This window comes from Ralstonia sp. RL, assembly GCF_001683835.1.
GTDB lineage: Bacteria > Pseudomonadota > Gammaproteobacteria > Burkholderiales > Burkholderiaceae > Ralstonia > Ralstonia mannitolilytica.
The window spans coordinates 46,560-72,447 of the sequence record NZ_LWRX01000247.1 but is presented as its reverse complement, the minus strand read 5'-3'; the positions used below and the strand labels follow the sequence as shown (position 1 = coordinate 72,447).

Here is a 25,888-nt window from a genome sequence, read left to right as displayed (position 1 = left end):
TTCCCTGACCTTTTCTCGCCCTTAAACGTTCTTCTCAATCAGCATGGATATTCGCAAACTACAACGCGTGATCGTCGACGCGCTCGAAGACGTCAAGGCGCAAGACATCAAGGTCTTCAATACGACGCACCTGACCGAACTGTTCGACCGCACGGTCATCGCCAGCGGCACGTCGAACCGCCAGACCAAGGCCCTCGCCGCCTCCGTGCGTGACGCCGTCAAGGAAGCCGGCGGCCACATCATCGCCGTGGAAGGCGAAGACGTGGGCGAGTGGGTGCTGGTCGACTGCGGCGACGCCGTGGTCCACATCATGCAGCCGCAACTGCGCCAGTACTACAACCTCGAAGAGATCTGGGGTGACAAGCCGGTGCGCATCGAACTTGGTGGCACGGGCAAGCGCGGCCTGCCCAAGGCCAGCGAGGGCTACGACGACGAGGAAGACGAGGCCGAAGAGGTCACGCCGGCCAAGCGCCGCACCACCAAGCCGAAGCTCGCCGGCGAACGCCCGACCAAGGGCGCGGCACCCGCCAAGAAGGCGCCTGCGAAGACGACCGCCAAGAAGCCCGCCACCAAGCGCGCAGCCGGCACCGCCAAGTCCGCCACGAAGACCGCTACCAAGACCGTCGCAAAAACGGCAACCAAGACGGCAGCCAAGCGCGCTCCGGCCAAGCGCGCATCATAATCCCGCGCCGGGCCTTCCGCCATGCAGTTGCTGATCATCGCAGTCGGGCACAAGATGCCGTCCTGGATCGAGGACGGCTTCTCGGAATATGCCAAGCGCATGCCGCCCGAACTGCGCATCGAACTGCGCGAGATCAAGCCCGAGCAGCGCTCGGGCAGCCGCACCGCCGCCACCGTCATGCAGCTCGAGGCTGCGCGCATCGAGGCCGCGCTGCCAAAGGGCTGCCGCATGATCGCGCTGGACGAGCGAGGCAAGGATCTCACCACCGTCGCGCTGGCTGAATCGCTCACCGGATGGCAGCAGGAAGGCGGCGACGTGGCCTTCGTGATCGGAGGGGCCGACGGGCTGGACCCGGTGCTCAAGGCCAAGGCGCGCATGCTGATGCGACTCTCCAGCCTGACCCTGCCGCACGGCATGGTGCGCGTGCTGCTGGCCGAGCAGCTCTACCGCGCGTGGAGCATCACGCAGAACCACCCGTACCACCGCGTATGACCTTGGACGCTCCGGGCGCGCCGCACCTCTATCTCGCCTCGCAAAGCCCGCGCCGGCAGGAGCTGCTGCGCCAGATCGGCGCGCGCTTCGCGTTGCTGCTGCCCGATGGTGACGAAGACGCCGAAGCGCTGGAGGCCGTCCTCCCCGGTGAGACGCCCGACGACTATGTCCAGCGTGTTTGCGCGTTGAAAGCGCAAGCCGCCGTGCGCCGACGCGCCGCACGCCACCTCCCCGCGCTGCCGATCCTCACGTCCGACACCACGGTGTGCCTGGATGGGGAGATTCTCGGCAAACCGGCCGATGCCGCCGATGCGCACCGCATGCTGCGCGGCATGTCGGGGCGCGCACACCGCGTGCTGACGGCCGTCACCGTCGTCAGGACCGACGGCACGCCCATGCACGCATTGTCCATTTCCGACGTGCGCTTTGCGGTGCTGACGGACAACGACATCGCCCGCTACATCGCCAGCGGAGAACCCTTCGGCAAGGCCGGCGCCTACGGCATCCAGGGGCGCGCCGCAGCGTTTGTCTCCCATATTTCGGGAAGCTATTCGGGTATCATGGGCCTACCCTTGTTCGAGACCGCCGCACTGCTCGCGCAAGCAGGCATCACGCTGTAACCCGCCCTCTGGCCGGCCGCGGACCCACGCTGCGGACAGCGTGCGGAAGCTGGTTTCAAGACACGCTTCGGGCAGCCCGGCCCGGCCCAGAGGCGGGTGCTGAAACCCGCTCTCCAGGTATCCCATGTCCGAAGACATCCTCGTCAATATCACGCCGCAAGAAACGCGCGTGGCCATCGTCCAGCAAGCCGCCGTTCAGGAGCTCCACATCGAGCGCACGCTCACGCGCGGCCTCGTCGGTAACATCTACCTGGGCAAGGTGGTGCGCGTGCTGCCCGGCATGCAGTCGGCGTTCATCGATATCGGGCTGGAGCGCGCGGCGTTCCTGCATGTGGCCGACATCTGGCACCCGCGGGACGCCAAGGACGCCCCGCCGACGCCGCAGGTGGCCATCGAAAAGACGCTCTTCGAGGGCCAGGCCCTGATGGTGCAGGTGATCAAGGACCCGATCGGCACCAAGGGCGCGCGGCTGTCCACCCAGGTCAGCATCGCGGGCCGCACGCTCGTGTATCTGCCGCAGGATCCGCACATCGGCATCTCGCAGAAGATCGGCAACGAGGCCGAACGTGAAGCGCTGCGCGCCCGCGTGACCGCGATGGTGCCGGCGGACGAGCGCGGCGGCTTCATCGTGCGCACCATCGCCGAGGAAGCCACCGACGAAGAACTCGCCAACGATGTGGCGTACCTGCGCAAGATCTGGGCGACGATCCGCCACAACGCGACCACCCTGCCCGCGCCGTCGATCCTCTATCAGGACTTGAACCTCGCCCAGCGCGTGCTGCGCGATTTCGTGACTGACGAGACGCGCAGCATCCAGGTCGATTCGCGCGAGAACCACCAGAAGCTGATCGAGTTTGCGCAGGAATACACGCCGGCCGTGGTCGAACGCCTGACGCACTACACGGGCGAGCGCCCGATCTTTGATCTCTACAACATCGAAGCGGAAATCGAGCGCGCGCTGTCGAGGCGGGTCGATCTGAAATCAGGCGGTTATCTGATGATCGACCAGACCGAAGCGATGACGACCATCGACGTCAACACCGGCGGCTACGTGGGCGCGCGCAATTTCGACGACACGATCTTCAAGACCAACCTGGAAGCCGCGCACACCATCGCGCGGCAGCTGCGGCTGCGCAACCTCGGCGGCATCATCATCATCGACTTCATCGACATGGAGTCGGCCGAGCACCGCGAGGCTGTACTTGCCGAACTGCGCAAGGCCTTGGCGCGCGATCGGACGCGCATCACGGTCAACAACTTCTCGCAGTTGGGGCTGGTCGAGATGACACGCAAACGTACGCGGGAATCGCTCGCGCATGTGCTGTGCGAGCAGTGCCCGGTGTGCCACGGCAAGGGGCAGGTCAAGACGCCGCGCACGGTGTGCTACGACATCCTGCGCGAGATCATGCGCGAGTCGCGGCAGTTCAATCCGCGGGAATTCCGCATCCTGGCTTCGCAGTCCGTGATCGACCTCTTCCTGGAAGAGGAAAGCCAGCACCTCGCGATGCTGGGAGACTTCATCGGCAAGCCGATCTCGCTGCAGGTGGAATCGTCGGCGGCCAGTCAGGAGCAGTACGACATTATTCTGATGTAAGTCCAGCACGCTCCAACGTCACTCAACACGAATAGATAGAACCGAATTAGATCAAGGTTCTACAGCAAGCCCACTCCAACGACATCCATTGCCACCCCACCGCATCGCAGCTAAGACGTGTAGCCACATACTTGGCTACACATGCAGCAATGGGCAACTCGAAAGATCCATATCTGTCCGACCCCGATCGCCTCCGCGCTGACTTCCTGGAAGCGGACGCGACCGATTTCTTTCTCGAGCGCGTTCAACTCGGCCCACAGTTCACGCAACGACTTTGTCATCGGAAGTTCTAGCATCCATCTGGCCGTCCACGAGTAAGCGGAATGGCGCCCCGTCGCTTGCGGTCAGCAGGAGTTCCGTGGCGAAGTCGGGAAGCCGCGCGGCCTCGATCGAACGGGAACCGGCGGCCCCATGGCAGGCATTGCTGCCCTCAGCCCGCTTCATAGCGCCTGTAGTTTTCCGTTTTGCCCACGCGGACTAGACAGCCATCGGATCGCAGACAGGAGACCCCGTCCCTCTCTTTGCGCCAGGCGCGCGGCCAAGTCAGCAGCTCGACCCCGTATGTGGGACGGGATGCCCCGCTAGCAAATCGAGCTTGACCCGCGCCCCCATGGCGCGGCTTGGACCGATGCGCAACAGGTGTCTACGCCACGCATGCACCGACGTTCGTACGGCCCTGGCAACAGCGAGGTATCACATTGGTTCGTTTTCAAGAACAATCTCCACGCGCCGGTTCAACGCCCTGCCCGCGGCGGTGCGGTTGTCTCCAACCGGATCTTTAGCGCCACGACCAATGATCGACAAGCGGTCCGATGCGATCCGTCGCTCCTGCAAATGCCGCGCGACCGCCGTGGCGCGCAAGGTTGACAGCGCGAGGTTTGACTCCATGCGATCACGCGGGCCAGGGGCGTCGTCAGTGTGCCCGAGAACGATCACCTTGCCCCGTATGTCTGCAAGCACGGTGGCGAGCCGGTCGAGCTGGCGCGCGAGCATCGGCATGAGGTCGGCTCTTCCAGAGGCGAACCCACCTGAGACCGTCATGGATCAGTGCCGCCCTCGCCTCCATTCGCGCCGCCCGGAGTTGGTTTGAGGCGCATGAGCCAAGCAGCCCCGTGGGGCTTTTGCTCAAGCAAGCGGAACGGCTCTGCGGCAAGCGTTTTGATGAAGTGTTTCAGGCGATTCCTGCCGATCTCGTGGGGCGCTGGGCACACGATGATTGATACGCGGGCATCTCGGTGAAAGCGCGAAGTCGTCAGCGACATGTCATTCTGCTGCCGTAACAGAGCATTGTCCTCGCCACCTGACCACACGCATCGACACACCCAAGCTCGGCGGCAAAGCCGGTGTGGAAATTCTGGAGGGGAGTGTGGGACCGACTGGCCGAAGGGCTGGTCAAACACGAGATCGATCTCGCGCTGTCCATGGCGATGCCCGATACGGAAGAGATCGTGGCGATCGCAGATTGCCGCTGGGAAGACGCGAGCTGTGCGGTGGCCTCACCCGGGCACGCGCTGCGCAAGCGCCCCTGCCCTGACCCTTGCGATACGCTGGAGGTGCCCTGGGCCGTTGCACCGCGCGGAACCGCCCCATTCGAGCACGTGCGGCAGGTGTTCGAGGCCGCCGGTCTGGGGCTCCCGAACATTGTGGCGGAAACGCGCTCGGTGACGGCGCTGAAAAACCGGGTCGCGCACTCCGGCCTTCTGACCTGGGTGGCCGAACCGATGATCGACGCCGGACGCCGCGCCGGCGTGATCCAACCGCTGCCCATTCCCGGTCTCATATCGCGCCGCACGCTCACGGCATTCCGGCGCCGTCGCGGCTTCCTGCCGAGCCCCGCTGTCAAGCTGCGCGAAGCGCTGCGCACCCTGGCGGCCGGAGCGGACTACCGCCCTACCGCTTGTCGCGCGGCAGTCGGCCCATCAGGAAGAACTCATCGTTCGGCCGCATCGAGATCACGTTCGCCATGCGGTTCGACAGTCCGAAGAAGGCCGTGATGCCGGCGATGTCCCAGACGTCCTCGTCATCAAAGCCGTGCGCATGCAGCGCGTCGTAGTCGGCCTCGGTGACGGTGTGCGAGGCGGTGCAGACCTTCATCGCAAAATCGAGCATCGCGCGCTGACGCGGCGTGATGTCGGCCTTGCGGTAGTTGACTGCAACCTGGTCCGCCAAGAGCGGGTTCTTTTCGTAGATGCGCAGAATGGCGCCGTGCGCGACCACGCAATACAGGCACTGGTTGGCGCCCGAGGTGGCCACGACGATCATCTCGCGCTCGCCCTTGGTCAAGCTGCTGCCCTCGCGCAGCATCAGGGCATCGTGATAGGCGAAGAAGGCACGGCACTCGTCGGGCCGATGCGACAGCGTGAGAAAGACGTTCGGCACAAAGCCGGTCTTCTCCTGCACTTCCAGGATGCGTGCGCGAATGTCTTCAGGAATGTCGGCCAGTTCAGGAACGGGGAACCGGCTGATGGGCGGCGTGGTGGTCGTCATGATGTCTCCTTTGGTTTGAGCATCCTGCGCACGCCGCCCGGGGCAACGCTTATTGGGTGGCGAACTGGATACGATGCAATCCAGCATACAGCCCATCGCGCTCGAGCAGTTCGCGGTGCGTGCCAGCTTCGGCAATCTTGCCGTGCTCAAGCACGACGATGCGGTCGGCATTCTCGATCGTCGACAGGCGGTGCGCGATGACCAGCGTCGTGCGGCCCTCCATCAGGCGTTCGAGTGCGGCCTGCACCTGGCGCTCGGATTCGGAATCGAGCGCCGAAGTCGCTTCGTCCAGGATCAGGATCGGCGCGTCCTTGTAGATCGCCCGTGCGATCGCCAGACGCTGACGCTGGCCGCCGGAGAGCTTCGAGCCGTTGTCGCCGATGTTGGTGTCGATGCCCTCGGGCAGGTTGTCCACCACATCGGTCAGGTAAGCAGCCTCGAGCGCGCGGCGCACGCGGGCCATGTCGATCTCCGACGCATCACGCGCGCCATAGGCCACGTTGGCGGCGATGGTGTCGTTGAACAGCACCACGTCCTGGCTCACGAAGGCGATCTGGCGGCGCAGGTCGTGCAGCGACAGATCAGCCAGCGCATCGCCGTCGAGCGAAATCGTGCCCGAGGTCGGATCGAAGAAGCGCGGCAGCAGGTTCACCAGCGTGGTCTTGCCGCTGCCGGACGGCCCCACCAGCGCGACGACCTCGCCGGGCTTGACGTGCAGGTCGATGCTGTCGAGCGCTGCCTTGCCGTCGTGGCCGTAGCGGAACGTGACGTCGTCAAAGCGGATGTCGCCGCGCGCGCGGTCAATGCGCTTGCCGCCTTCCTGCGGTTCGACCGGCGTGTCGATCAGTCCGAAGATGAACTCGGCGGCAGTCAGCCCGCGCTGCAGCGGCTGGTTCACGTCAGTCAGGTGCTTGAGCGGCGAGATCAGCAGCAGCATCGCCATCACGAAACCGGTAAAGCCGCCCACCGTGGTCTGGTTGGCCTGCGCCTGCAGCATGGCAATGGCCAGGATGATGGACAGCGCCAGCGCCGCCAGGAACTGCGTGACCGGCTGGTTCAGGCCGCCGGCCACCGCCACGCGCATGGCATAGCCGCGCAGCCGATTCGTCATGGCGTTGAAGCGCAGCGACTCATACGCCTCGCCGCCGTGCAGCTTGACGACCTTGTAGCCGCCCACGGCCTCTTCCACCACGTAGGCGGCCTGGTTGGTCAGGTTCTGGCTCTCACGGTTCAGGGAACGCAACCGGCGGTTGATGCGCGACATCAGCAGGCCGATGATCGGCAGAATCACCGCCACCACCAGCGTCAGGCGCCAGTTGGTATAGAACAGGAACACCAGCAGCGCCAGCACCGTCATCGAATCGCGCACCAGCGTGATGAACACACCGGTCAGCACCTGCAGCACCTGGTTCACCTCGAAGATCACCGCATTGATGATCGACGCCGCCGTGTTGCGCTGGTAGAACGACGCGGGCGCCTGCAGCAGGCGCTCGAACATCGTCATGCGCAGGTTCAGCAGCACCTTGTTCGACACCAGGCTCAGCAGGTACGTGGACGCAAACTGCGCCACGCCGCGCACCACGGCAATGCCAACCAGCATGGCCGGCACCTGCCACAGCTTGCCGGCGTATTCGCCGCCGAAGCCCTGGTCCAGCAGATCCTTCACGACCTTGGGGATGATCCCTTCAGTGGCAGCCACCACGCCCATGGCAACCATGGCCAGGATGAACGCGGTGAGCTCTGGGCGCAGGTAGGTCCACAGCCGCTTGAGCATCGGCTTGGAGGGGGCTGGGTGATCGGACTTTGCTTGTATACTCACGGCGTTTTCAAAGATGGGTGGGCAGCTTGCATCGCATTGCGACCTGGCTGCCGGCAAGATGCGCCGCCCGCACTGCCATCCGGCAGCGAGGCGACCCGGCATTTTAGCGGCAATCGACCACCCCGGCCCAGCTTGGCACCAGCCCTTTCCGCATGACTTCGCGCGTCCCCACGTTTTTCATCAACCTCGATCACGACGTAGGGCGCCGCGAGGCACTGGAGCGTCAGCTCGACGCACTCGGCTTGCCGCATACCCGCTTTCCGGGGGTGTACGGGAAGGCACTTCCGCCCGAAGAACTGGCACGCCAGTACGATCATGCCCGCGCCCTCGCGCAAAGCCGCGAGCTGACCGTCGGGGAAGTCGGCTGCGCGTTGAGCCACCTCGGCGTCTACCGCGCGATGCTGGAGCAAGACCTGCCGCACGCCCTCATCCTCGAAGACGACGCAAAGCTCGGCGCCGATGTTCCTGCCGTACTTGACGCGCTGGCGCAGCAGGTCTCGCCCGACGAGCCGGTCGTGACGCTTCTCACCCACATCGATCGTTACTACAAGCGGAGCGCGAGGCCGCTGACGGCGCATCACGACGTGGTGAAGCTCGCGAACTACCAGTGGCTCGCGCACGGCTACTTCGTCACGCGGGCGGCGGCAAGGCGCATGGTCGAGCAGCTCTATCCCGTCTGGCTTGCCGCCGACTACTGGTACAAGTTCGAGCGTGAAGGCATCGTGCAGATGCGCGCGGTGGTGCCGTACGTGATTGGCGTGCAGAACTTCGACAGCGGCTCCAACCTGGAAGCCGATCGCGCCATCAAGAGCCGCGAAGCCGATGATCGCCTTGGACTCGGCCATCACCTGCACCAGATCCTGGTACGCAAGTTCCTCTACCAGATCTTCGTGCGGCCATTCCTGGGCCTGGCCAAGCAGAAGAAGACCTGGTAGACGCAGGTCTCTGCCAGTCAGGCACGCTGTTCACGCAGCTCTGCCAAGCCCGATTCTGCACGGATGACATCGGTGTTCCTGCGCGCCATCATGCGGCGGTAGTTCGGGCTTTCCTGCTCGCGCGACTGCTCGCGATGCCAGAGGTGGAACACTTCCGTCGCACAGAAGCCGCGCTTGCGCCGCACACCGGCGTTGTACAGCCGCACTGCCAGGTCCGCATCTTCGTGACCCCAGCCGACGAAGCTCTGGTCGAAGCCGTTGACGCGCTCGAAATCGCTGCGCCATACGCCCAGGTTGCAGCTCTTGATGCCACGCAGGCTGGTGTCGCGGAAGGTGCGCGGCGCGGGAAGGCCGGGCACCAGCAACGGCAGGAACTTGTTGATACGGCCGGCGCGCCACGCACGGAACCAGTACGCGCGGTCCTTCAAATGAATATCGATCTGGTGGGCCACAACTTCACGCGTCATTTCCTCATCGAGCAGGATGCGGCTGCCGGACAAGAACCGGCCCGGCTCGGCCAATGCCCGATGACGCGCCACGAAGTCGGGGCGCGGGACGCAGTCGCCGTCGAGAAAGACCAGGTAGTCCGCGTCCGTTGCCAGCACACCGCGGTTGCGGATTTCCGCCGCGCGGAAGCCTTCATCGGGGTGCCAGACGTGGCGCAACGGGTACGGCGCCGTCTTGGCAGCCGCCTCCACGGCCGCGCGTGTATCGTCACGCGAACCGTCATCGGCGACGATCACATCGAATGCGGTGTCGGTCTGCGCCGCGCACCCGGCCAGCACGCGTGCGAGCGCCTCCGGCCGGTTGTACGTCGTGACAACGAGGGCGAGGCGGCGCGGGCGCTCAGCGCTTGCCATGGCGATGCAGCATCATCAGCTTGACATAGCGGTAGTACGTGCCCTCGGCGTTCGACACGGCGAGCATGAAGCCCTCCGCCCCATCGAGGAACCCGCGCTGGATGATGTACGTGCGGATGAACGCCCACAGCCCGTGGCCGATCGCGCTACCCAGCGATGCACGCTTGCCTTTGGCGTAAGCCGCCGCGGCACCGGCGGTCGAATAATCGTTGGCCTTGTCGAGCGCCGCTTCTAGATCGGGAATGGAGTAATGGATGATCGGCGAGCGGAAGTCGCCGACCGTACCCTCGAAAATCAGGTGCGAGTGCACCGGCGCATCGAAGAACGTGACCTTCTCGCGCTTGAAGAAGCGCCGGATGCGGTCGGGCCACCAGCCCGAGTGCTTCATGAACCGGCCGCAGAAGCTGGAACTGCGCGGCATCGAATACACGGTGTGCGAGCTGCCCGACTCGAGCACGGCGATCATCTCCGCACGCAGTTCGGGGCTGACGCGCTCATCGGCGTCCAGTGAAAGAACCCAGTCGGTGCGTGCCTCGCGCAAGGCGCGGTTCGACTGTTCGCCATAGCCCGGCCAGTCGGTTTCGAATACGCGCGCGCCCAACTGGCGGCAGATCTCTTGCGTGCCGTCGGTGCTGCCGGAGTCGAAGACGATCACATCGTCGGCCCAGTCGCGCACCGAGCGAATGCAGTCACCAATGTCTGCGGCTTCATTCTTGGCAACGATGATGACGGCCAGCGTGGCGCGGTTGGAAGCAGGCATGCGAAAGACGATCTCAGAGGACAGGATGGGCGCCAAGCTCCTGCCGGCGCCGGTGAATATGCGCGGCAAAGACGGCCGCCATGACGCTATAGAACACCACGGTCTGCGCGATGATGAACATCACCTCCGTCAGCCCGAAGAGCACGAAGCCCACGCATAGCGTGAGGCCCATCGCACCGGTGGTGCGCAGGATGCGGTCATCGCACAGTGCAGCGCGCAGGAAGTAAGCGGCGGGCGCCAAGTACAACGCCAGCAGCGCGCCAAGACCGAGTACCCCGAGCGTGGCGCCATTGTATAGAAACTCGTTATGGGCATGCTCGAAGCCCGAGGCCTGCTGCGTGATCACGCCTTCCTGGGACATCGCCTTCAGCGTGGGCTCAAACCGGCCCCGACCGACGCCGGCAACCGGGTGGCGGGTCAACATGAGGGTTGCGGCTTTCCACAGTTGAAACCGGATGCCGACCGAGGTGTCGAGTTGCCCGGCCTGATAGGCGCGAATGTCGTTCATGGCCTGATCAAAACGCGTGCGAACGAGGCTCGACGACGCGCAGACCGCGGCAAGCACAGCGAAGAACAGTAGCAAGGCCGCCACCCGCTTCCGCCAGCTCACGTGCCGCAGCGTCGCTACGGCGATCAGCAGGAGCACCGGAATCGAGATCCAGCCGCCGCGCGACTGCGACAGGTACGACGCATAGAGCCCCGCCGCGCCCGCCGCGAGGCGCAGCACCGTCAGCGGCCAACCATCGCCCTTCGACCAGCCGATCGAGATGAGGGAAAACAGCCCCATCAGCAGCGACAGGTTGCCGAACGGGATGGCGTTGGAAAACGCGCCGACCGTATCCGGACGGGCGTTACGCAGTTCGAGATACGCCCAGACCACTGAAGCCAATGCCCCGGCCACGCAGCCCCATTGCACGCTCTGCAACTGTGTTGGCCGCAGCTGCAGCAGCGCGAGCAGTACAAACCCGAACAACCAGAGCCTTCCATAGGCAAACGGAACGCCGCGCGGCGCTTGCGGATTCAGCAGCGCACTGATGAGCATGGCGGTCGGCATGGCGGCCATTGCGAGTATCAGCCACCGGTGCTCGCGCCACATGGCGCGCAGGCGCGACATCACATCAGCGGGCGGCGCAAGCATCGACCACAGCGCGGCTGCCAGCAGCAGCGAAAACGCGAGAAAGGCCGCGCCACGCACCGACAGCATGAAGGCGGGCAGGATGGCGATCGCGACCACGGCCAGCACCTCCGGCACGCTGCGAACCAGCGTCCGGCCACGTCGTACCACGGCGCTCATCGGTCGGTCTCCGCGTGGGGAGCCAGGGCCAGCAAGGCATCGATATGCGCGGCGACCCCCGGGTCGTAGCGCAAGTGCTCGCGCGGGTGCGCAAGACGTGCCTGGCCGGCCTGCGCACGTGCAACGGCGGCTTCGATTGTGCGCGCGAGCGTGGCAGGATCGTTCACGTCGAAGGTCGGTGCGCCTTCTTCGGAAATCACCTCGGTGCAGGCGATGTTGCTCGCCAACACCGCGGGCGTGCCGCAGAGCACGGACTCCACGCCGATCAGTCCGAAGGGCTCGTAATGCGAGGCCAGGATCGTGTAGTCGGCCGCGCGGTAGACGTTTTCGATGTCCTTGCGATAGCCGAGATACCGGATATTCGGCGAGGACGACGACACCGGCCGCCCGATCACCACGAGCTGCACCGGCAGGTTCGTTTTGGAGAAGAACGCTTCCAGCAGCGGATACCCCTTGCGCTTGTGGCTCGACGACGGGAACACGAAAGTCACGCGGTCCTCGGCAAACCCGAGCTCATGGCGCAAGCGCTGGCGCTCCGCTTCGCCCACAGGCCGGAACTTTGCCTCGCTCACCGGCGGGTACACCGTCTTCACCTTGGCCTCGGGGATGTCGTAGTAATCGAGCACCTCCTGCGCCATCAGGCGCGAATGCGCGACGATGACGTGCGAACGCACGTAGTCGCGGCGTTCCAGCGCGATCTGCTGGCGATCCCAGAACGCGGCCGGCTTGGGAAAGCTCTTCAGATAACCGATGTGCGTGCCGCCGCAGATGGCAATGTCAGACGCGCCCGTGCGGTTGCAGCCGATCATCAGGTCGACGTGTTCGCGTTTGGCCAGATGGCGCACCAGCCAGCCGAAGGCGTGGTCGTTCAGCTTGCCCGGCAGCTTGCGCGTGGGCAAGGCGACCGCCTTGACCTGGTGATACTCGGGAATGGCCTTGTCGACCATCTTGGCGAAGAACACGGGACGGATGGCGCGCTCGTGCAACCCGCGAACCAGATCCATCGCATAGCGCTCACTGCCGCCGCTGTAGCCCAGCGCGTTGCACGAGATTCCAACGTTCATGGAAGTTGTCGTCGTAATTGTGTGAAGTGCAGTCGTGCGGGGGTGCGTCCCCCCGATGGCGCCCCCGCGCGCCATCTCCGGACTACTCGTAGAGCGTTGCCACGTTCTCCGCCGCCAACGCCTGGCGCAAGGCGGCGATCGCATCCTCGCTGGGGACGATGCGCCATGCATCTCCGAGCACCGCTTCGCAGCGCGCCTGCTCGCACACGTAGCTGATGCGCACCGACACGCCGTTGCCGTCGGCCGCCACGTGCGGCGTCAGCAGGTCGCGCAGCCTGGCGGCCGTGGAATCGCCGTTCATCGACAGGCGGATCGCCCGCGCGAACTTCGCACGCGCCTGGGTCAGATCCATCACGGTCTCGGCCGTCACGCGCACGCCCCCCGTGAACATGTCGTGACGCGCGCTGCCCTGCACGATCAGCACTTCGTCTTCCTTGAACAGTGCGCGATTGGCTTCGTAGACTTCGTTGAAGACCGTCACCTCGGTCGCTTCGCTGGCCGAGCCGTCGTCGAGCATGACGATCAGCATCTTGCCGCGCTGCGTCATCTGCGTGCGCAGGCCGACGATCACGCCGGCCACGGTCTTGTTGCGCGCATCGCGGTTGCCGTAGCCGCCACCGCTGCCCTTGTCGGTCACCTCGCGGGCGAGATCGGCCAGCGTCGTACGTGCAAAACGGCGCACCTCGTCGCGGTACTCGTCGAAGAGGTGCCCAGAGAGATAGAAGCCGAGCGCCTGCTTTTCTTCCTGCAGCTTGCGCTTGGTCGTCCACGCCGGTTCGTCGACGAGTTCGGGCCGATGCTGCTCGGCGTCGTCGCTGCCCATCAGGTCGAACAGCGAGACCTGATTGGCGGCGGCAGCCTTCTGTTCGGCGGCTTCCATGGCCAGGCCGATCGAGGCGAGCAGCTGCGCGCGATTGTCGTTGAGGCTGTCGAAGGCGCCGGCGCGCACCAGCGCTTCGATGGTGCGGCGATTGACCTGGCGGCGATCCACACGCTCGCAGAAGTCGAACAGATCCTTGAACGGGCCGTCTTCGCGCGCGCGCAGGATGTCTTCGATTGCGCCCTGGCCGCTGCCCTTGATGCCGCCCAGGCCGTAGCGGATGGTCTTGGCGTCGGTCGGCGTGAAGCGGTACTGGCTCGCGTTGATGTCGGGCGGCAGCACCTTCAGACCGTTCTTGCCGACCGCATCGTCATAGAGGATCTTCACCTTGTCGGTGTCGTCCATGGCGAGCGACATGTTGGCCGCCATGAATTCGGCCGGGTGATGCGCCTTGAGCCACGCGGTGTAGTACGCCAGCAGCGCATACGCGGCCGCGTGCGATTTGTTGAAACCGTAGCCGGCGAACTTCTCCATCAGGTCGAAGATCTCGTCGGCCTTTTCGGTGGAGAGCCCGTCCTTGGCTGCGCCCGCGCGGAACAACTCGCGGTGCTGCGCCATCTCTTCGGGCTTCTTCTTGCCCATCGCACGGCGCAGCAGGTCGGCGCCGCCGAGCGAGTATCCGCCCACGATCTGCGCCATCTGCATCACCTGCTCCTGGTAGACCATGATGCCGTAGGTCTCCTTGAGCACCGGCTCGACGCGCGGGTCGGGGTACTCGACCTTCTCGCGACCGTGCTTGCGGGCGCAGAAGCTCGGGATCAGGTCCATCGGGCCCGGGCGATACAGCGCCACCAGGGCGATGATGTCTTCAAAGCGGTCGGGCTTGGCGTCCTTCAGCATGCCCTGCATGCCGCGGCTTTCCAGCTGGAACACCGCCACCGTGTTGGCCGTCTTCAGGATGTCGAACGCCGCCTTGTCGTTCAGCGGAATCTGGCTGCAATTCCAGTCCGCCTTGGACGGGTCGAGCATGCGGATATAGCGCTCGGCCCAGTCGAGGATGGTCAGCGTGGTCAGGCCCAGGAAGTCGAACTTCACCAGGCCGACAGCTTCCACGTCGTCCTTGTCGTACTGGCTCACGACGCCGGCGTCTTCACCGCCCTGCGTGTAAAGCGGACAGAAGTCGGTCAGCTTGCCGGGAGCGATCAGCACGCCGCCTGCATGCATGCCGACGTTACGCGTCATGCCTTCCACGCGCTGCGCGAGCTCCAGCAGCTGCTTGACCTCTTCTTCGTTGGCTTCGCGCTCGGCCAGCAGCGGTTCTTCTTTCTTGGCCTCTTCAATGGTGACAAGCTTGCCCGGCTTGAACGGGATCAGCTTGGCGACCCCATCGACGAAGTTGTAGCCGAGGTCGAGCACGCGGCCCACGTCGCGCACGGCAGCCTTGGCCGCCATGGTGCCGAAGGTGGCGATCTGCGAGACGGCGTCCTTGCCGTACTTCTCCTTCACGTACTGGATGACGCGGTCGCGGCCGTGCTGGCAGAAGTCGATGTCGAAGTCGGGCATCGACACGCGTTCCGGGTTCAGGAAGCGCTCGAACAGCAGGTTGTACTTGAGCGGGTCGAGGTCGGTAATGCCCAACGCATAGGCCACCAGCGAGCCGGCACCCGAGCCGCGGCCCGGTCCCACCGGCACGCCGTTGTTCTTGGCCCAGTTGATGAAGTCGGCCACGATCAGGAAGTAGCCCGGGAAGCCCATCTTGATGATGGTGCCGGTCTCGAATTCCAGGCGGGCGTAGTACTCGGGCCGCTTCGATTCGCGCACGGCCTCGTCGGGGAACAGCACCTCCAGCCGCTTCTCCAGCCCTTCCTTGGCCAGTTGGACGAGGTAGTCGTCCAGCGACATGCCGTCGGGCGTCGGGAACCGCGGCAACTTGGGCTTGCCCAGCTCGAGCGTGAGGTTGCAGCGCTGCGCGATCTGCACCGCATTGGCAAGCGCAGACGGGATGTCGGCAAACAGCTCGCACATCTCGTCCTGCGTCTTGAAATACTGGTCGGTCGTGAAGCGACGCGCGCGGCGCGGGTTGGCCAGCAGGTCGCCCTCGGCAATGCAGACGCGCGCCTCGTGCGCGGTGAAGTCGTCCGGCGTCATGAACTGCACCGGGTGCGTGGCAACCACGGGCAGGTGCATCGCCGCCGCCAGCTTCACGGCCTGCTGGATGTAGGCCTCGGTGCCCGCGTGGCCCGCGCGCTGCAACTCGATGTAGAACGCGTTCGGGAACACGCGCGACCAGTGCGCTGCCAGCTTGCGCGCGAGCGCCTCGTTGCCGTTGGCCAGCGCCATGCCGATATCGCCGCCCATCGCGCCCGACAGCGCCAGCAGGCCGCCGGCCAGCGGCGCGCCCTCCACGCCAGGCTCGTCGAACCACTCGGGTGCGATTTCGGCGCGGCCACGGTGCTGGTTGGACAGCCAGGCGCGCGCCAGCAGCTGGCACAGATTCAGATAACCCTGCTTGTTGCGCACCAGCAGCAGCAAGCGGCTCGGCTTGTCGCGCTCGTCGTGATTGGTGATCCACACGTCTGCGCCCACGATGGGCTTGATGCCCTTGCCGCGCGCTTCCTTGTAGAAGCGCACGAGGCCGAACGCATTGGCGAGGTCCGTCAGCGCGAGGGCGCCCATGCCGTCCTTGGCCGCGGCCTTGACGGCATCGTCAAGGCGCACGTTGCCGTCGACGACGGAGTATTCGGAATGGAGACGGAGGTGGACGAAGCGCGGCGAATTCATCCGCGTATTGTACCGGGTGACACCTTCCGCAAAGCATTCCGAGCACGCCCGCCCGGCCTGCGGCAGCCCCGCACCGCTGCGCGGGCGGCTATAATTTCGGCTTACGAATCAACGGGTTATCCAAGCGCCTGAAAAACGGCGCGGCAGCACATGCAGATCGTCAATATTTCCGCTTACAAATTCGTCACGCTCGAAGACCGCGAAACCCTGCGCCCCGCCCTGCTGGCCGAGTGCCAGGCGCGCGAGCTCAAGGGCACCGTGCTGCTGGCCCCCGAGGGCATCAACATCTTCCTGGCCGGCACGCGCGAGGCTATCGACGGCATCGTCGGCTGGCTGCGCGCCGACCCCCGCTTTGCCGATCTGAACCCGAAGGAAAGCCTGTCCGACCACCAGCCGTTCCGTCGCCTGCTGGTGCGCCTGAAGAAGGAAATCATCACGATGCGCCACCCGCTGATCCGCCCGGAAGACGGACGGGCGCCATCGGTTTCGCCGGCCGACCTCAAGCGCTGGCTCGACCAGGGCCACGACGATGAAGGCCGCCCCGTGGTGATGCTCGATACGCGCAACGGCTTTGAAGTCGCGGTCGGCACGTTCCGCAACGCTGTCGACTACGGCATCACCAAGTTCACCGAATTCCCCCCGGCCATTGCCGCCCACAAGGACGACTTCGCAGGCAAGACCGTCGTGTCGTTCTGCACCGGCGGCATCCGCTGCGAAAAGGCGGCGATCCACATGCAGAAGATCGGCGTCGAACGGGTGTACCAGCTCGAAGGCGGCATCCTGAAGTACTTCGAAGAAGTCGGCGGCGAGCACTATGATGGCGATTGCTTCGTCTTCGACCACCGCACCGCGCTGAATGCCCAGCTGCTGCCGGCCGGCCCCAAGCAGTGCTTCGCCTGCCGCGCGGTGGTGACACCGGAAGAACAGCAATCCGCCGACTACATCCCCGGTCAGCGCTGCCCGCATTGCGCCGACCGCCAGACCCGCGCCGCCGCATGAAGCGACTGAACGCCGCCCTCCTGCTTGCACTATGCTGCCTTGCGGTGTCGGGCGGGTGCTCCACCAGCTGTGCGGGGGGCTCCAACCGGGGCGTGTTCTGCGGCACCGGCACGCGGTTCTGAACGCACGCCTCATAAAAAAACGCCGGACATGATGCCGGCGTTTTTTATTCTGGTGCATGGGCTTACTGGGCGCCACGCACGAACTGGTTCGTGATGGCGACTATGCGTTCACCATACAGCCTGGCGGTTTCCAGGTCGCCCGGCAGCGGGCCCTCTTCCGGGCTGACATCCGACGGCGATTGCGCCAGCGCCCCGCCAAACCCGCCCAGGTAGTTGACGTCGTTGCGCGTGGCGGCCTTGGTGTTAGCCGGCATCATGCCCGTGCCCACCCAGATCATCCCGTGCTGCTGCGAGAGCGTCCACAGGTACTGGATCGAGGCGTACTTGTCTCCGTTCATCGATGCCGAGTTGGTGAAGCCAGCCGCGATCTTGTTCTTCCATGCCCCGGTAAACCAGGCCTTGGACGAGGCATCGGCAAACTTCTTGAAGTCGCCCGACACACCGCCCATGTAGGTCGGCGCGCCAAAGACGATCGCATCGACACTGGCCAGCAGGGCCCACGTGTCGTCATTGACGTCGGCCACCGAGATCAGATGCGCTTCGGCGCCGGCATTCTGGATGCCTGCGAACACGGCTTCCGCCTGCTTCTTGGTATGGCCATAACCACTGTGATAAACGACGGCAACTTTTGCCATGGGAATCCTCTTTTGGTTGGGTCGACAAAAAGACGAGAGAAACGGCGCACCAGCGTGCGCCGTCAACATTACGGCAAATCGAATACCAGCACTTCGCTGTCTTCGCCGTCCGACAGCGTCACCGCGGTTTCGTGCGTCAGCTTGGCCGCATCGCCACCGGTCAGCGCCCGGCCGTTGACGCTCACCTTGCCACGCACCACGTGCACGTAGGCGCGCCGGCCGTCTGCCAGGGACAGCGTCGCGGCTTCGGCACCGTCGAAGCGGCCGGCGTAGAGCGCCATATCCTGGTGCACCTCGACCGAGCCGTCGCGGCCATCGGCGCTGGCGATCAGCGCAAGCTTGCCGCGCTTGGCCGCCGCATCGAAATGGCGCTCTTCATAGCTCGGCGTGAGGCTCATCTGCGCGGGCAGCACCCAGATCTGCAGGAAGTGCGTCGTCTGGTCCTGCGCGTGGTTGAACTCGGAGTGACGCACGCCAGTCCCAGCCGTCATGCGCTGGACGTCGCCCGGGCGCAGCACGCTGCCGTTGCCCATGCTGTCCTTGTGCGCGAGCTCCCCGTCCAGCACGTAGCTGATGATCTCCATGTCGCGGTGGCCGTGCGTGCCGAAGCCCATGCCGGGCGCGACGCGGTCTTCGTTGATGACGCGCAGCGGCCCGAACTGCACATGCTCCGGGTCCATGTAATCGGCAAACGAGAAGCTGTGATACGACTTCAGCCAACCGTGGTCTGCGTAGCCGCGGTCCTGCGAGGGGCGGATTTCAATCATTTTGATGGATCTCCTATCCAAATCACTGCGTTGATGTGGCAATGCTACGCACATTGGCTATATTTACGCGGTGCCGCTTTGACACATCCCATCAAAAATTCTGAATATGGCGCTCTCGCTGGAATCCCTGGAAGTGCTGGACGCGATCGAACGCAAGGGCAGCTTTGCCGCAGCCGCGCAGGAGCTCGGCAAGGTGCCGTCGGCGCTCACCTATGTCGTGCGCAAGCTGGAAGACGACCTCGACGTGCTGCTGTTCGACCGCCGGCGCCACCGTGCGGAGCTGACGCCCGCCGGCCGGGCGCTCCTCGACGAAGGCCGCCACCTGCTGCAGGCCGCCGACGATCTCGCGCGCCGCGTCAAGCGCCTGGCCACCGGCTGGGAGGCCACGCTGACCATCGTGGTGGATGATCTCGTGCACTTCCGCGCACTCATGCCGGTCATCCAGGATTTCTACGCCGAGAACACCGCCACGCGCCTGCGCTTCTCCCGCGAAGTGCTGGCCGGAACATGGGATGCACTGCTCTCGGGCCGTGCCGACCTGCTGATCGGCCCGGCCCAGGTGATGCAGATGCAGGGCCTGCAGACGCGCACGCTCGGAAAGATCCCGTTCGTGTTCGCGGTGGCGGCGCACCACCCACTTGCGCGGCTGGAGGAGCCGCTGCCCGCTGCCGCCATCACGCGACATCGCATCGTTGCGGTCGGGGATACGTCACGCAGCCTCCCGGCACGCACGATCGGCGTCATGGCGGGGCAGGACACGCTGGTGGTGCCGTCGATGGCCGACAAGGTGCAAGCGCAGATCCGAGGCCTGGGCTGCGGCTGGCTGCCCGTTCCGCTGGCGCAGCCGTACCTGGACTCCGGCGTGCTGATCGCCAAGACCACTACCGAGGACGACCGTGCCGGCACCTTCCAGGTGGCCTGGCGCACGAACATGCGCGGCAAGGCACTGCAGTGGTGGGTCGACAAGCTGGAGGACCCGCGCCTGGCGCAGGCCCTGCTGATGCAGTAGCGGTAGCCGCTGCGAAATCGCGCACAATAGCGGTGTCGGTATCTGCGCCTGGAGTGCTGCGTTGTCCCAAGCCAATCTCGATTTTCCGGATTCCACCCTCGCGTCGCGCGGACCATACCGCGGGCGCTTCGCCCCGTCGCCGACGGGGCCGTTGCACATCGGCTCGCTGGTCACCGCACTGGCGAGCTGGCTCGACGCGCGCGTGCACGGCGGTACGTGGCTCGTGCGCATTGAAGACATCGACTTCCAGCGCAACGTGCCAGGCGCCGATCGCGACATCCTGGCCACGCTGGAGGCGCTCGGCCTGATCGCCGACGAAGCGCCCCAATGGCAGAGCGGCCATCTGGCGCGCTTCGAATCGGCACTGGAACGGCTGCAAACCGTCGGCAAGCTCTACCCCTGCGGCTGCACGCGGCGCGAGATTGCCGACTCCGTCACGACCATCGACGCCAACGGCCGCCTGCGTCACCAGACACTGATCTATCCCGGCACGTGCCGCAACGGCCTGCACGGGCGCCAGGCGCGCGCCTGGCGCGTGCGCGTGCCCGATCCGCAAGCCGCGACCGTGTGCTTCAACGACCGCTGGCAGGGCACCCAATGCCAGAACCTGGCCGAAGCCGTGGGCGACTTCGTGCTCAAGCGCGCCGACGGCATGTGGGCGTATCAGATCGCGGTGGTGGTGGACGATGCCGCCCAGGGCATCACCGATGTGGTCCGGGGCGCCGATCTGCTCGACTCAACCCCGCGCCAGATCTATCTCCAGCAGTTGCTCGGGTTGCCCGCACTGCGCTACCTGCACGTGCCTGTCGTCGTCAACACCGAAGGCGAAAAGCTGAGCAAGCAGACCGGCGCGCGCGCCATCGACCGCAATCAGCCGCTTGCCGCGCTCACCGAGGCAGCAAGGCATCTTGGGCTGGAGATCCACGCGCAGGATGTGGAAGGCTTCTACCGGGAGGCCGTCCCGGCATGGGCCAATCGCCTTGCACGATTGACTCCGGCGGCATAGTTGCCGCCGTTCCCGACGGCGCGCCTTAACGCTTGCGCGGCACGCCGCCCAGCAGCGCCGCGATCGGACGCTTGGCCGTGCGCGGATGCCCCGCCGGTTGTGCGGGCTTGGCGGTCTCGGCCGTTTCCGCAGGCGCCGTCGACTCGTACGGACGATTGAAGAACGGATCATCCGACGGCCGGAATGCCGGGCGGACGACGGTGTGGTCGAGCACGCGGGCGCCGTTGCGCTCCTCGCGCTCACGGGCACGGCGCACTTCGGCGCGCGCACGCTTCTCGTTACGCTCGCGGCGCTCACGGTCCCGGGACTGCTCGCCGGTGGGGTCGAACCCTTCCAGTTGCTCGCGCGGCAGGTTGCGCTTGATCAGCTTCTCGATATCGGCCAGCAGCCTCTCATCGCCGGGAGCGAACAGCGACAGTGCGTCGCCGGACGCGCCGGCACGGCCTGTGCGGCCGATACGGTGCACATAGTCTTCCGCATTGAAGGGCAGGTCGAAGTTGATCACGCACGGCATCTGCGAGATGTCGAGACCACGTGCTGCCACGTCGGTGGCGACCAGCACATCGACGGTGCCCTGCTTAAACGCTTCGAGCGTCTGCATGCGTTCGGTCTGGGTCTTGTCGCCGTGGATGGCGCTGGCGTTGATGCCTTCGCGCTCCAGCGCACGCGCCAGGCGCGAGCAGCCGATCTTGCTGTTCGAGAACACGATGCACTGGCGCGGCAGGCCCTGCTCGGCGCGCTGCTTCAACAGGTGCACGAGCGCGGCCTGCTTGTGGTTGTCCGGCACGGTGTAGATCACCTGGCGGACGTTCTCGGCCGTGGCGTTGCTGCGCGCCACTTCGATGGTCTGCGGATGACGCAGGTAGCTGGCGGCCAGCTTCTTGATCTCCGGCGAGAACGTCGCCGAGAACAGCAGCGTCTGCCGATGCGCCGGCAGCAGGTTGATGATGCGCTGCAGGTCGGGCAGGAACCCCATGTCGAGCATGCGGTCGGCTTCGTCCAGCACCAGCATGCGCACCTGCGACAGGTTCACGCTGCGCTGCTGCACGTGGTCCAGCAGGCGGCCCGGCGTGGCCACGAGGATTTCCACGCCCCGGCGCAATTGCTCGGTCTGCGGGTTCATGTCGACGCCGCCGAACACGACCGCGCTGCGCAGCGCCGTGTACTTCGCGTACTTGGCAACGTTGTCGTACACCTGGTCGGCCAGCTCGCGCGTGGGCGTCAGGATCAGCGCCCGCACCGGGTGGCGCGCCGGCGATGCGCTCGTATTGGCGTCCGGCAGCAGGTTCTGGATGATCGGCAGCGAGAAGCCGGCGGTCTTGCCGGTGCCCGTTTGCGCCGCGCCCATGACGTCACGGCCGGCAGTGACCACCGGAATGGCAGCCGCCTGGATGGGCGTGGGCTTGGTATAGCCGCTTTCGGCCAGCGCACGGAGGATATCGGCGTGCAGGCCAAAGCTGTCGAATGTCACCGATTCGTTGACCGGCGCTTCTGACGATGTCGCAGTGTTCATAGGGGGATGCAGCATGCCGGGTGGCATGGCGGCGCGACAGACTCAGGCGGAAACACCCGCGAGCGGCTCGCGCAAAGCGTTAAAAATCAAAAGTTTATCACGTGCAGCCTAGGCAAGACCGACAACGGACAGCGCCGGGCTCCTGTCGGGTCACGCGAGCCTTGACACGGATCAAGCGCCGGCGCGCGGCGCTGCGCGACCATCGCGGCATCCCAACCGCGCCCTGCCCGCCATGGTCACCACCCTGTATGAAGCGCCCCAGCACGTCTGCCTGATGTTCTCCGACCTCGTCGACGACCACGACGCCCTGCCGGTGCAGACCAACCAGTTCCTCATCGTCGACCACGGCCACGGCGCGCTCATCGACCCCGGCGGCCAGATGACGTACAACGCGCTCTTCCTGGCGATGAACCGCTACTTTGCGCCGAAGCAGCTCGACTATGTGCTTGCCTCGCATGCCGACCCGGACATCGTTGCCTCCGCCGGAAGATGGCTCACGAGTTCGAGCTGCGACATCCTGATCTCGCGCGTGTGGGAACGGTTTCTGCCGCACTTCTGCAACGTGGGCAAGACCGAAGGTCGCATCGTGCCGATCCCGGATACGGGCATGGCGATCCCGCTCGGCAACACGCACCTGCTGGCGGTGCCGGCGCACTTCCTGCACTCGGAGGGCAATTTCCAGTTCTACGATCCGCAGTCGCGCATCCTGTTTTCGGGCGACCTGGGAGCGTCGATGGTGCATGCCAATGTGGCTGCCACACCGGTGAAGGATTTTGATGCGCACCTGCCGCTGATGGCGCCGTTCCACCGCCGCTACATGAGCGGCAACCGGGTGTGCCGGCTGTGGGCGCAGATGGTGCGCGGGCTCGACATCGAATGGATCGTGCCGCAGCACGGTCAGGCCTTCCGCGGCAAGACCATGGTCAATCGGTTCATCGATTGGGTGGAAACGCTCGATTGCGGCATCGACCTGATGACGCCGGAGACTTTCCGGCTCCCCGCGCTGCCGCCAGGGGCAACGGGGGCTACGCTCAGCGCGCGCGCTGGGGCCCGGGGCTCGGAGCAGCCGGCAGGATGATCTTCATCATGGCGTCGGCCAGTTCGCGCGCCAGCACCTCGGCGTCGATGCGCGACGGGTCATGCCACGTGTACATGAAACCCATGACGCCGCCCATGGCGTGTGCCGCGACGCGTGCATCGCCAAACTCGAACACGCCCAGGCGCTTGCCTTCGTCGAGCAGCGCATACAGGTCGCGATAGTACGCGCGCGACATCGCGCCCATCCATTCGATCGTCTCGGGGCGCAGGTACTGGCGGTCGCGATAGCAGAGCGTGGCCGAGTAATGGCACGCGATGCAGCGTCGGGCCAGTTCCAGCATGCACGCATGCAGGCGTTCGCGCACCGGCAACGCCGGGTCGGCCGTCTCGCGGATGGCCGACATGGTGATCCGCGCCGACTCGCGGCACAGGATGTCGAAGATCTCGTACTTGTCGGTGAAGTAGTAATACACCGCCGGCTTGGTCACGCCGAGCGCGCTGCACAGATCACTCATCGTCATGCCGGCATAGCCCTTCGTGAAGAAGAGCTGGGCGGCGGTATCGAGAATCTGGCGGCGGCGCGCCTCCTGCCGCTCGGCAATGTGCGGGCGCATCGACGGCGCCTCGGCTTCGGCAGGCGGATTCACGTCGGAGACAGCGGTTTTGCGGACGGAGGACATAGCACGCATTTTCGCACGCCGCCCGGGAACACGCCGTAGCGTGCGCACATCCTGGCGGCCCGGCATCCTGGAATGCTTGACGCCTCAAAAAACGGCTCCTATATTCATACCCGTTGGTATAAAAAACTACCATCAAGTATAGACAGTGCGACGCCCACGGGCGTATGCCCTGCACAACCCAACGGAGACAAGCTTTGGCGATGGACGAGTCCGAGTATCTCGGCCGCGTTCGCGCGCTCTGGGCGCGCGCATGGCCGGTCGATGCCCCCCGCGAACCCCACTACCCCGTCGGACGCGTCGCCCTGACCGAGTATCTGCGCCACTGGGCTCGCACCACGCCAGACAAACCGGCCATCCACTTCTACGGGCACGACACGACGTTCGCCCAGCTCGATGACCTGTCTGACCGCTTTGCGGCGCTGCTAGCCCGGCACGGCATTGGCGCGGGCGATCGCGTGGGGGTGTTCCTCTCGAACTGTCCGCAATTCAATGTGGTGTTCTTCGGCATCCTGAAGCTCGGTGCCGTGTATGTGCCGATCAGCCCGCTATCGCAGCGCGCGGAGTTGATGCATGCGCTCACCGACGCGACGCCGCGCGCCATCGTCACGCTGGATCGGCTGATGCCGCTGGTGCGCGACGTGCGGGCCGAGACATCGCTCGAGCATGTTTTCGTCACGCGCTATGCGGATGTGGTGCCCGCGCAGCCGACGCTGCCGCTGCCCGCGATGCTGGCCGAAGCGCCCGCCCCCTGCGATGACGCCATCGACCTGGTGCCGGCGCTGGCAAACACTGCGCCCATCGCTTTGCCGCCCGCTGGGCTCGACGCCCCCGCCGCGCTGAACTACACCGGCGGCACGACGGGCCTGCCCAAGGGCTGCATCCACACGCAGGGCGACATGGTCGACATGGCCGCCGCGTTTTCGGCCGTGTCGCTGCGCGCAGACGGCGACACCGTCATGCTGAGCTTCTATCCGCAGTTCTGGATTGCCGGCGAGAACACCGGGCTGATCTTTCCCGCGTTCCTCGGCGTGCCGCTGGTGCTGCTGGCGCGCTGGGATGCCGAGGCCTTCATGGCCGGCGTGCAGCGCTACCGCGTCACCAACGGCTCGATGCTCGTCGACAGCGCGGCCGAAGTGATGGCGCATCCGCGCGTGCACGAATACAACCTGCGCTCGCTGCGACACACGGGCGTGTCGTCGTTCGTCAAGAAGCTGAACCCGGAGTACCGCCGCGCGTGGCGGGAGCTCACCGGCTCGATGATGGCCGAGAGCGCCTGGGGCATGACCGAAACGCAAACCTGCAACACCTTCACGGTCGGCATGCAGGATGACGATTTCGACCTGCGTTCGCAGCCGATCTTCGTGGGACTGCCCGTGCCGGGCACCGACTTCAAGATCTGCGATTTCGACACGCACGAAGTCCTGCCCATCGGCGCAGAGGGCGAACTGTGCGTGCGCACCCCTACGCTGCTCAAGGGTTACTGGAACAAGCCGGAAGCGACTGCACAAACCCTGCGCAACGGCTGGTTCCACACCGGCGACATCGGCTGCATCGACGAGCACGGCTACATCCATTACCTCGGCCGCCGCAAGGAGATGCTCAAGGTCAATGGCATGAGCGTATTCCCGGCCGAGATCGAAGCCATGCTCGGCAAGCACCCCGCTGTGCTGGGCTCCGCCGTGGTCGGCCGCGCCGACGAGCAGCGCGGCCAGGTCCCGGTCGCGTTCGTGATGCTGCGCCCCGAGGCCGTCGGCACGCTGGACGACGCGACGCTCACCCAGTGGTGCCGCGACAACATGGCGGTCTACAAGGTGCCCATCGTGCGCATCGTCGATGCCCTGCCGCTCACGGCCACGGGCAAGGTACGCAAGCAGGATCTCGCGCCGCTCGCAGAACGGATTTGACGCCTCC

Annotated in this window: 23 protein-coding genes and 1 pseudogene; 11 read left to right on the top strand and 13 right to left on the bottom strand. The window is 65.4% G+C overall.

Translation table 11 applies throughout. From position 1 onward, the window contains the following. Window positions 1-43: 43 nt before the first annotated feature. The 4 genes from rsfS to rng all read left to right on the top strand — a co-directional run bounded on the left by rsfS (window position 44) and on the right by rng (window position 3,388). On the top strand, window positions 44-682 hold the full coding sequence (gene rsfS, locus A6M56_RS22440) for a ribosome silencing factor (RefSeq protein ID WP_062738328.1): 639 nt from the start codon (window positions 44-46) through the stop codon (window positions 680-682). 21 nt (window positions 683-703) lie between these two features. Continuing rightward, on the top strand, window positions 704-1,174 hold the full coding sequence (rlmH, locus tag A6M56_RS22435) for a 23S rRNA (pseudouridine(1915)-N(3))-methyltransferase RlmH (protein ID WP_062738327.1): 471 nt from the start codon (window positions 704-706) through the stop codon (window positions 1,172-1,174). Further along, window positions 1,171-1,794: a Maf family protein gene (locus tag A6M56_RS22430; protein ID WP_062738326.1), complete on the top strand. Its 624-nt coding sequence runs from the start codon at window positions 1,171-1,173 to the stop codon at window positions 1,792-1,794. Before rlmH ends, A6M56_RS22430 begins: the two co-directional genes overlap by 4 nt. Window positions 1,795-1,918: 124 nt before the next feature. Beyond that, window positions 1,919-3,388: a ribonuclease G gene (gene rng, locus A6M56_RS22425; RefSeq protein WP_045787308.1), complete on the top strand. Its 1,470-nt coding sequence runs from the start codon at window positions 1,919-1,921 to the stop codon at window positions 3,386-3,388. 693 nt (window positions 3,389-4,081) lie between these two features. Here the strand turns inward: rng and A6M56_RS22420 are convergent. Both A6M56_RS22420 and A6M56_RS24250 read right to left on the bottom strand, forming a co-directional pair. Then, window positions 4,082-4,429, bottom strand: a complete 348-nt coding sequence (locus A6M56_RS22420) for an OmpA/MotB family protein (protein ID WP_257984047.1) — start codon at window positions 4,427-4,429, stop codon at window positions 4,082-4,084. Beyond that, window positions 4,426-4,650, bottom strand: a complete 225-nt coding sequence (locus tag A6M56_RS24250; protein WP_164491060.1) for a hypothetical protein — start codon at window positions 4,648-4,650, stop codon at window positions 4,426-4,428. The genes A6M56_RS22420 and A6M56_RS24250 overlap by 4 nt, the downstream gene beginning before the upstream one ends. Window positions 4,651-4,749: 99 nt before the next feature. On the opposite strand from A6M56_RS24250, the pseudogene A6M56_RS22410 reads away from it, so the two are divergent. Next, window positions 4,750-5,256 (top strand): annotated as a pseudogene (locus A6M56_RS22410) (LysR substrate-binding domain-containing protein); the annotation flags it as partial. A gap of 22 nt (window positions 5,257-5,278) precedes the next feature. On the opposite strand, the gene A6M56_RS22405 reads toward A6M56_RS22410, so the two are convergent. Next, complete coding sequence (locus A6M56_RS22405; RefSeq protein ID WP_102079967.1) at window positions 5,279-5,875, bottom strand: peroxidase-related enzyme; 597 nt, start codon at window positions 5,873-5,875, stop codon at window positions 5,279-5,281. 49 nt (window positions 5,876-5,924) lie between these two features. Continuing rightward, window positions 5,925-7,649, bottom strand: coding sequence for a lipid A export permease/ATP-binding protein MsbA (msbA, locus tag A6M56_RS22400; protein WP_062738321.1), 1,725 nt, complete (start codon window positions 7,647-7,649; stop codon window positions 5,925-5,927). 197 nt (window positions 7,650-7,846) lie between these two features. Between msbA and A6M56_RS22395 the strand changes: the two genes are divergently transcribed. Then, window positions 7,847-8,629: a glycosyltransferase family 25 protein gene (locus A6M56_RS22395; RefSeq protein WP_062738320.1), complete on the top strand. Its 783-nt coding sequence runs from the start codon at window positions 7,847-7,849 to the stop codon at window positions 8,627-8,629. 17 nt (window positions 8,630-8,646) lie between these two features. Here A6M56_RS22395 and A6M56_RS22390 read toward each other — a convergent pair whose 3' ends face one another. The 5 genes from A6M56_RS22390 to dnaE all read right to left on the bottom strand — a co-directional run bounded on the left by A6M56_RS22390 (window position 8,647) and on the right by dnaE (window position 16,208). Continuing rightward, window positions 8,647-9,489, bottom strand: coding sequence for a glycosyltransferase family 2 protein (locus A6M56_RS22390; RefSeq protein ID WP_286758447.1), 843 nt, complete (start codon window positions 9,487-9,489; stop codon window positions 8,647-8,649). After that, on the bottom strand, window positions 9,476-10,249 hold the full coding sequence (locus A6M56_RS22385; protein WP_062738386.1) for a glycosyltransferase family 2 protein: 774 nt from the start codon (window positions 10,247-10,249) through the stop codon (window positions 9,476-9,478). The genes A6M56_RS22390 and A6M56_RS22385 overlap by 14 nt, the downstream gene beginning before the upstream one ends. 13 nt (window positions 10,250-10,262) lie before the next feature. Continuing rightward, window positions 10,263-11,543 (bottom strand): O-antigen ligase family protein, encoded by a 1,281-nt coding sequence (locus A6M56_RS22380; RefSeq protein ID WP_286758446.1) that lies wholly within the window; start codon window positions 11,541-11,543, stop codon window positions 10,263-10,265. Further along, window positions 11,540-12,607, bottom strand: a complete 1,068-nt coding sequence (locus A6M56_RS22375) for a glycosyltransferase (protein WP_102079970.1) — start codon at window positions 12,605-12,607, stop codon at window positions 11,540-11,542. The genes A6M56_RS22380 and A6M56_RS22375 overlap by 4 nt, the downstream gene beginning before the upstream one ends. Window positions 12,608-12,689: 82 nt before the next feature. Then, a complete protein-coding gene (gene dnaE / locus A6M56_RS22370; RefSeq protein ID WP_102079971.1) occupies window positions 12,690-16,208 on the bottom strand; it encodes a DNA polymerase III subunit alpha in 3,519 nt (1,172 codons plus the stop codon). 150 nt (window positions 16,209-16,358) lie between these two features. Between dnaE and A6M56_RS22365 the strand changes: the two genes are divergently transcribed. Then, on the top strand, window positions 16,359-17,207 hold the full coding sequence (locus tag A6M56_RS22365) for a sulfurtransferase (protein ID WP_062738315.1): 849 nt from the start codon (window positions 16,359-16,361) through the stop codon (window positions 17,205-17,207). A 184-nt stretch (window positions 17,208-17,391) separates the two neighbouring features. On the opposite strand, the gene A6M56_RS22360 is transcribed toward A6M56_RS22365, so the two are convergent. Both A6M56_RS22360 and A6M56_RS22355 read right to left on the bottom strand, forming a co-directional pair. Next, entirely contained in the window at window positions 17,392-17,964 is a 573-nt protein-coding gene (locus A6M56_RS22360; protein WP_062738314.1) for a flavodoxin family protein, read from the bottom strand. 68 nt (window positions 17,965-18,032) lie between these two features. After that, the gene (locus A6M56_RS22355) at window positions 18,033-18,731 is read right to left on the bottom strand and encodes a pirin family protein (protein WP_102079972.1); all 699 of its coding nucleotides are present in this window, start codon (window positions 18,729-18,731) and stop codon (window positions 18,033-18,035) included. 106 nt (window positions 18,732-18,837) lie between these two features. Here A6M56_RS22355 and A6M56_RS22350 point away from each other — a divergent pair, with 106 nt between their 5' ends. Both A6M56_RS22350 and gluQRS read left to right on the top strand, forming a co-directional pair. After that, on the top strand, window positions 18,838-19,740 hold the full coding sequence (locus tag A6M56_RS22350) for a LysR family transcriptional regulator (protein WP_062738312.1): 903 nt from the start codon (window positions 18,838-18,840) through the stop codon (window positions 19,738-19,740). Between the two features lie 61 nt (window positions 19,741-19,801). Continuing rightward, window positions 19,802-20,746: a tRNA glutamyl-Q(34) synthetase GluQRS gene (gene gluQRS / locus A6M56_RS22345; protein ID WP_102079973.1), complete on the top strand. Its 945-nt coding sequence runs from the start codon at window positions 19,802-19,804 to the stop codon at window positions 20,744-20,746. Between the two features lie 25 nt (window positions 20,747-20,771). Here gluQRS and A6M56_RS22340 read toward each other — a convergent pair whose 3' ends face one another. Beyond that, on the bottom strand, window positions 20,772-22,259 hold the full coding sequence (locus A6M56_RS22340; protein ID WP_102079974.1) for a DEAD/DEAH box helicase: 1,488 nt from the start codon (window positions 22,257-22,259) through the stop codon (window positions 20,772-20,774). A 232-nt stretch (window positions 22,260-22,491) separates the two neighbouring features. Here A6M56_RS22340 and A6M56_RS22335 point away from each other — a divergent pair, with 232 nt between their 5' ends. Continuing rightward, window positions 22,492-23,337: an oxygen-binding di-iron domain-containing protein gene (locus tag A6M56_RS22335; protein ID WP_062738309.1), complete on the top strand. Its 846-nt coding sequence runs from the start codon at window positions 22,492-22,494 to the stop codon at window positions 23,335-23,337. Here A6M56_RS22335 and A6M56_RS22330 read toward each other — a convergent pair. After that, a complete protein-coding gene (locus A6M56_RS22330) occupies window positions 23,291-23,977 on the bottom strand; it encodes a TetR/AcrR family transcriptional regulator (RefSeq protein WP_062738308.1) in 687 nt (228 codons plus the stop codon). The two genes, A6M56_RS22335 and A6M56_RS22330, sit on opposite strands and share 47 nt — an antisense overlap. 200 nt (window positions 23,978-24,177) lie before the next feature. Here A6M56_RS22330 and A6M56_RS22325 point away from each other — a divergent pair, with 200 nt between their 5' ends. After that, window positions 24,178-25,881: an AMP-binding protein gene (locus A6M56_RS22325; RefSeq protein WP_102079975.1), complete on the top strand. Its 1,704-nt coding sequence runs from the start codon at window positions 24,178-24,180 to the stop codon at window positions 25,879-25,881. The last annotated feature ends 7 nt before the right edge of the window (window positions 25,882-25,888 follow it).

What these genes read in the sequence shown, in the direction of transcription:
- rlmH (WP_062738327.1), top strand. Translation starts at nt 704, where the DNA reads ATGCAGTTGCTGATCATCGCAGTCGGGCACAAGATGCCGTCCTGGATC.
- A6M56_RS22330 (WP_062738308.1), bottom strand. Translation starts at nt 23,977, where the DNA reads ATGTCCTCCGTCCGCAAAACCGCTGTCTCCGACGTGAATCCGCCTGCC.
- A6M56_RS22335 (WP_062738309.1), top strand. Translation starts at nt 22,492, where the DNA reads ATGGTCACCACCCTGTATGAAGCGCCCCAGCACGTCTGCCTGATGTTC.
- A6M56_RS22405 (WP_102079967.1), bottom strand. Translation starts at nt 5,875, where the DNA reads ATGACGACCACCACGCCGCCCATCAGCCGGTTCCCCGTTCCTGAACTG.
- A6M56_RS22375 (WP_102079970.1), bottom strand. Translation starts at nt 12,607, where the DNA reads ATGAACGTTGGAATCTCGTGCAACGCGCTGGGCTACAGCGGCGGCAGT.
- msbA (WP_062738321.1), bottom strand. Translation starts at nt 7,649, where the DNA reads ATGCTCAAGCGGCTGTGGACCTACCTGCGCCCAGAGCTCACCGCGTTC.
- dnaE (WP_102079971.1), bottom strand. Translation starts at nt 16,208, where the DNA reads ATGAATTCGCCGCGCTTCGTCCACCTCCGTCTCCATTCCGAATACTCC.
- A6M56_RS22380 (WP_286758446.1), bottom strand. Translation starts at nt 11,543, where the DNA reads ATGAGCGCCGTGGTACGACGTGGCCGGACGCTGGTTCGCAGCGTGCCG.
- A6M56_RS22430 (WP_062738326.1), top strand. Translation starts at nt 1,171, where the DNA reads ATGACCTTGGACGCTCCGGGCGCGCCGCACCTCTATCTCGCCTCGCAA.
- A6M56_RS22420 (WP_257984047.1), bottom strand. Translation starts at nt 4,429, where the DNA reads ATGACGGTCTCAGGTGGGTTCGCCTCTGGAAGAGCCGACCTCATGCCG.
- A6M56_RS22365 (WP_062738315.1), top strand. Translation starts at nt 16,359, where the DNA reads ATGCAGATCGTCAATATTTCCGCTTACAAATTCGTCACGCTCGAAGAC.
- A6M56_RS22325 (WP_102079975.1), top strand. Translation starts at nt 24,178, where the DNA reads ATGGACGAGTCCGAGTATCTCGGCCGCGTTCGCGCGCTCTGGGCGCGC.
- rng (WP_045787308.1), top strand. Translation starts at nt 1,919, where the DNA reads ATGTCCGAAGACATCCTCGTCAATATCACGCCGCAAGAAACGCGCGTG.
- A6M56_RS22350 (WP_062738312.1), top strand. Translation starts at nt 18,838, where the DNA reads ATGGCGCTCTCGCTGGAATCCCTGGAAGTGCTGGACGCGATCGAACGC.
- A6M56_RS22340 (WP_102079974.1), bottom strand. Translation starts at nt 22,259, where the DNA reads ATGAACACTGCGACATCGTCAGAAGCGCCGGTCAACGAATCGGTGACA.
- A6M56_RS22395 (WP_062738320.1), top strand. Translation starts at nt 7,847, where the DNA reads ATGACTTCGCGCGTCCCCACGTTTTTCATCAACCTCGATCACGACGTA.
- rsfS (WP_062738328.1), top strand. Translation starts at nt 44, where the DNA reads ATGGATATTCGCAAACTACAACGCGTGATCGTCGACGCGCTCGAAGAC.
- A6M56_RS22355 (WP_102079972.1), bottom strand. Translation starts at nt 18,731, where the DNA reads ATGATTGAAATCCGCCCCTCGCAGGACCGCGGCTACGCAGACCACGGT.
- A6M56_RS22360 (WP_062738314.1), bottom strand. Translation starts at nt 17,964, where the DNA reads ATGGCAAAAGTTGCCGTCGTTTATCACAGTGGTTATGGCCATACCAAG.
- A6M56_RS22390 (WP_286758447.1), bottom strand. Translation starts at nt 9,489, where the DNA reads ATGGCAAGCGCTGAGCGCCCGCGCCGCCTCGCCCTCGTTGTCACGACG.
- A6M56_RS22385 (WP_062738386.1), bottom strand. Translation starts at nt 10,249, where the DNA reads ATGCCTGCTTCCAACCGCGCCACGCTGGCCGTCATCATCGTTGCCAAG.
- A6M56_RS24250 (WP_164491060.1), bottom strand. Translation starts at nt 4,650, where the DNA reads ATGTCGCTGACGACTTCGCGCTTTCACCGAGATGCCCGCGTATCAATC.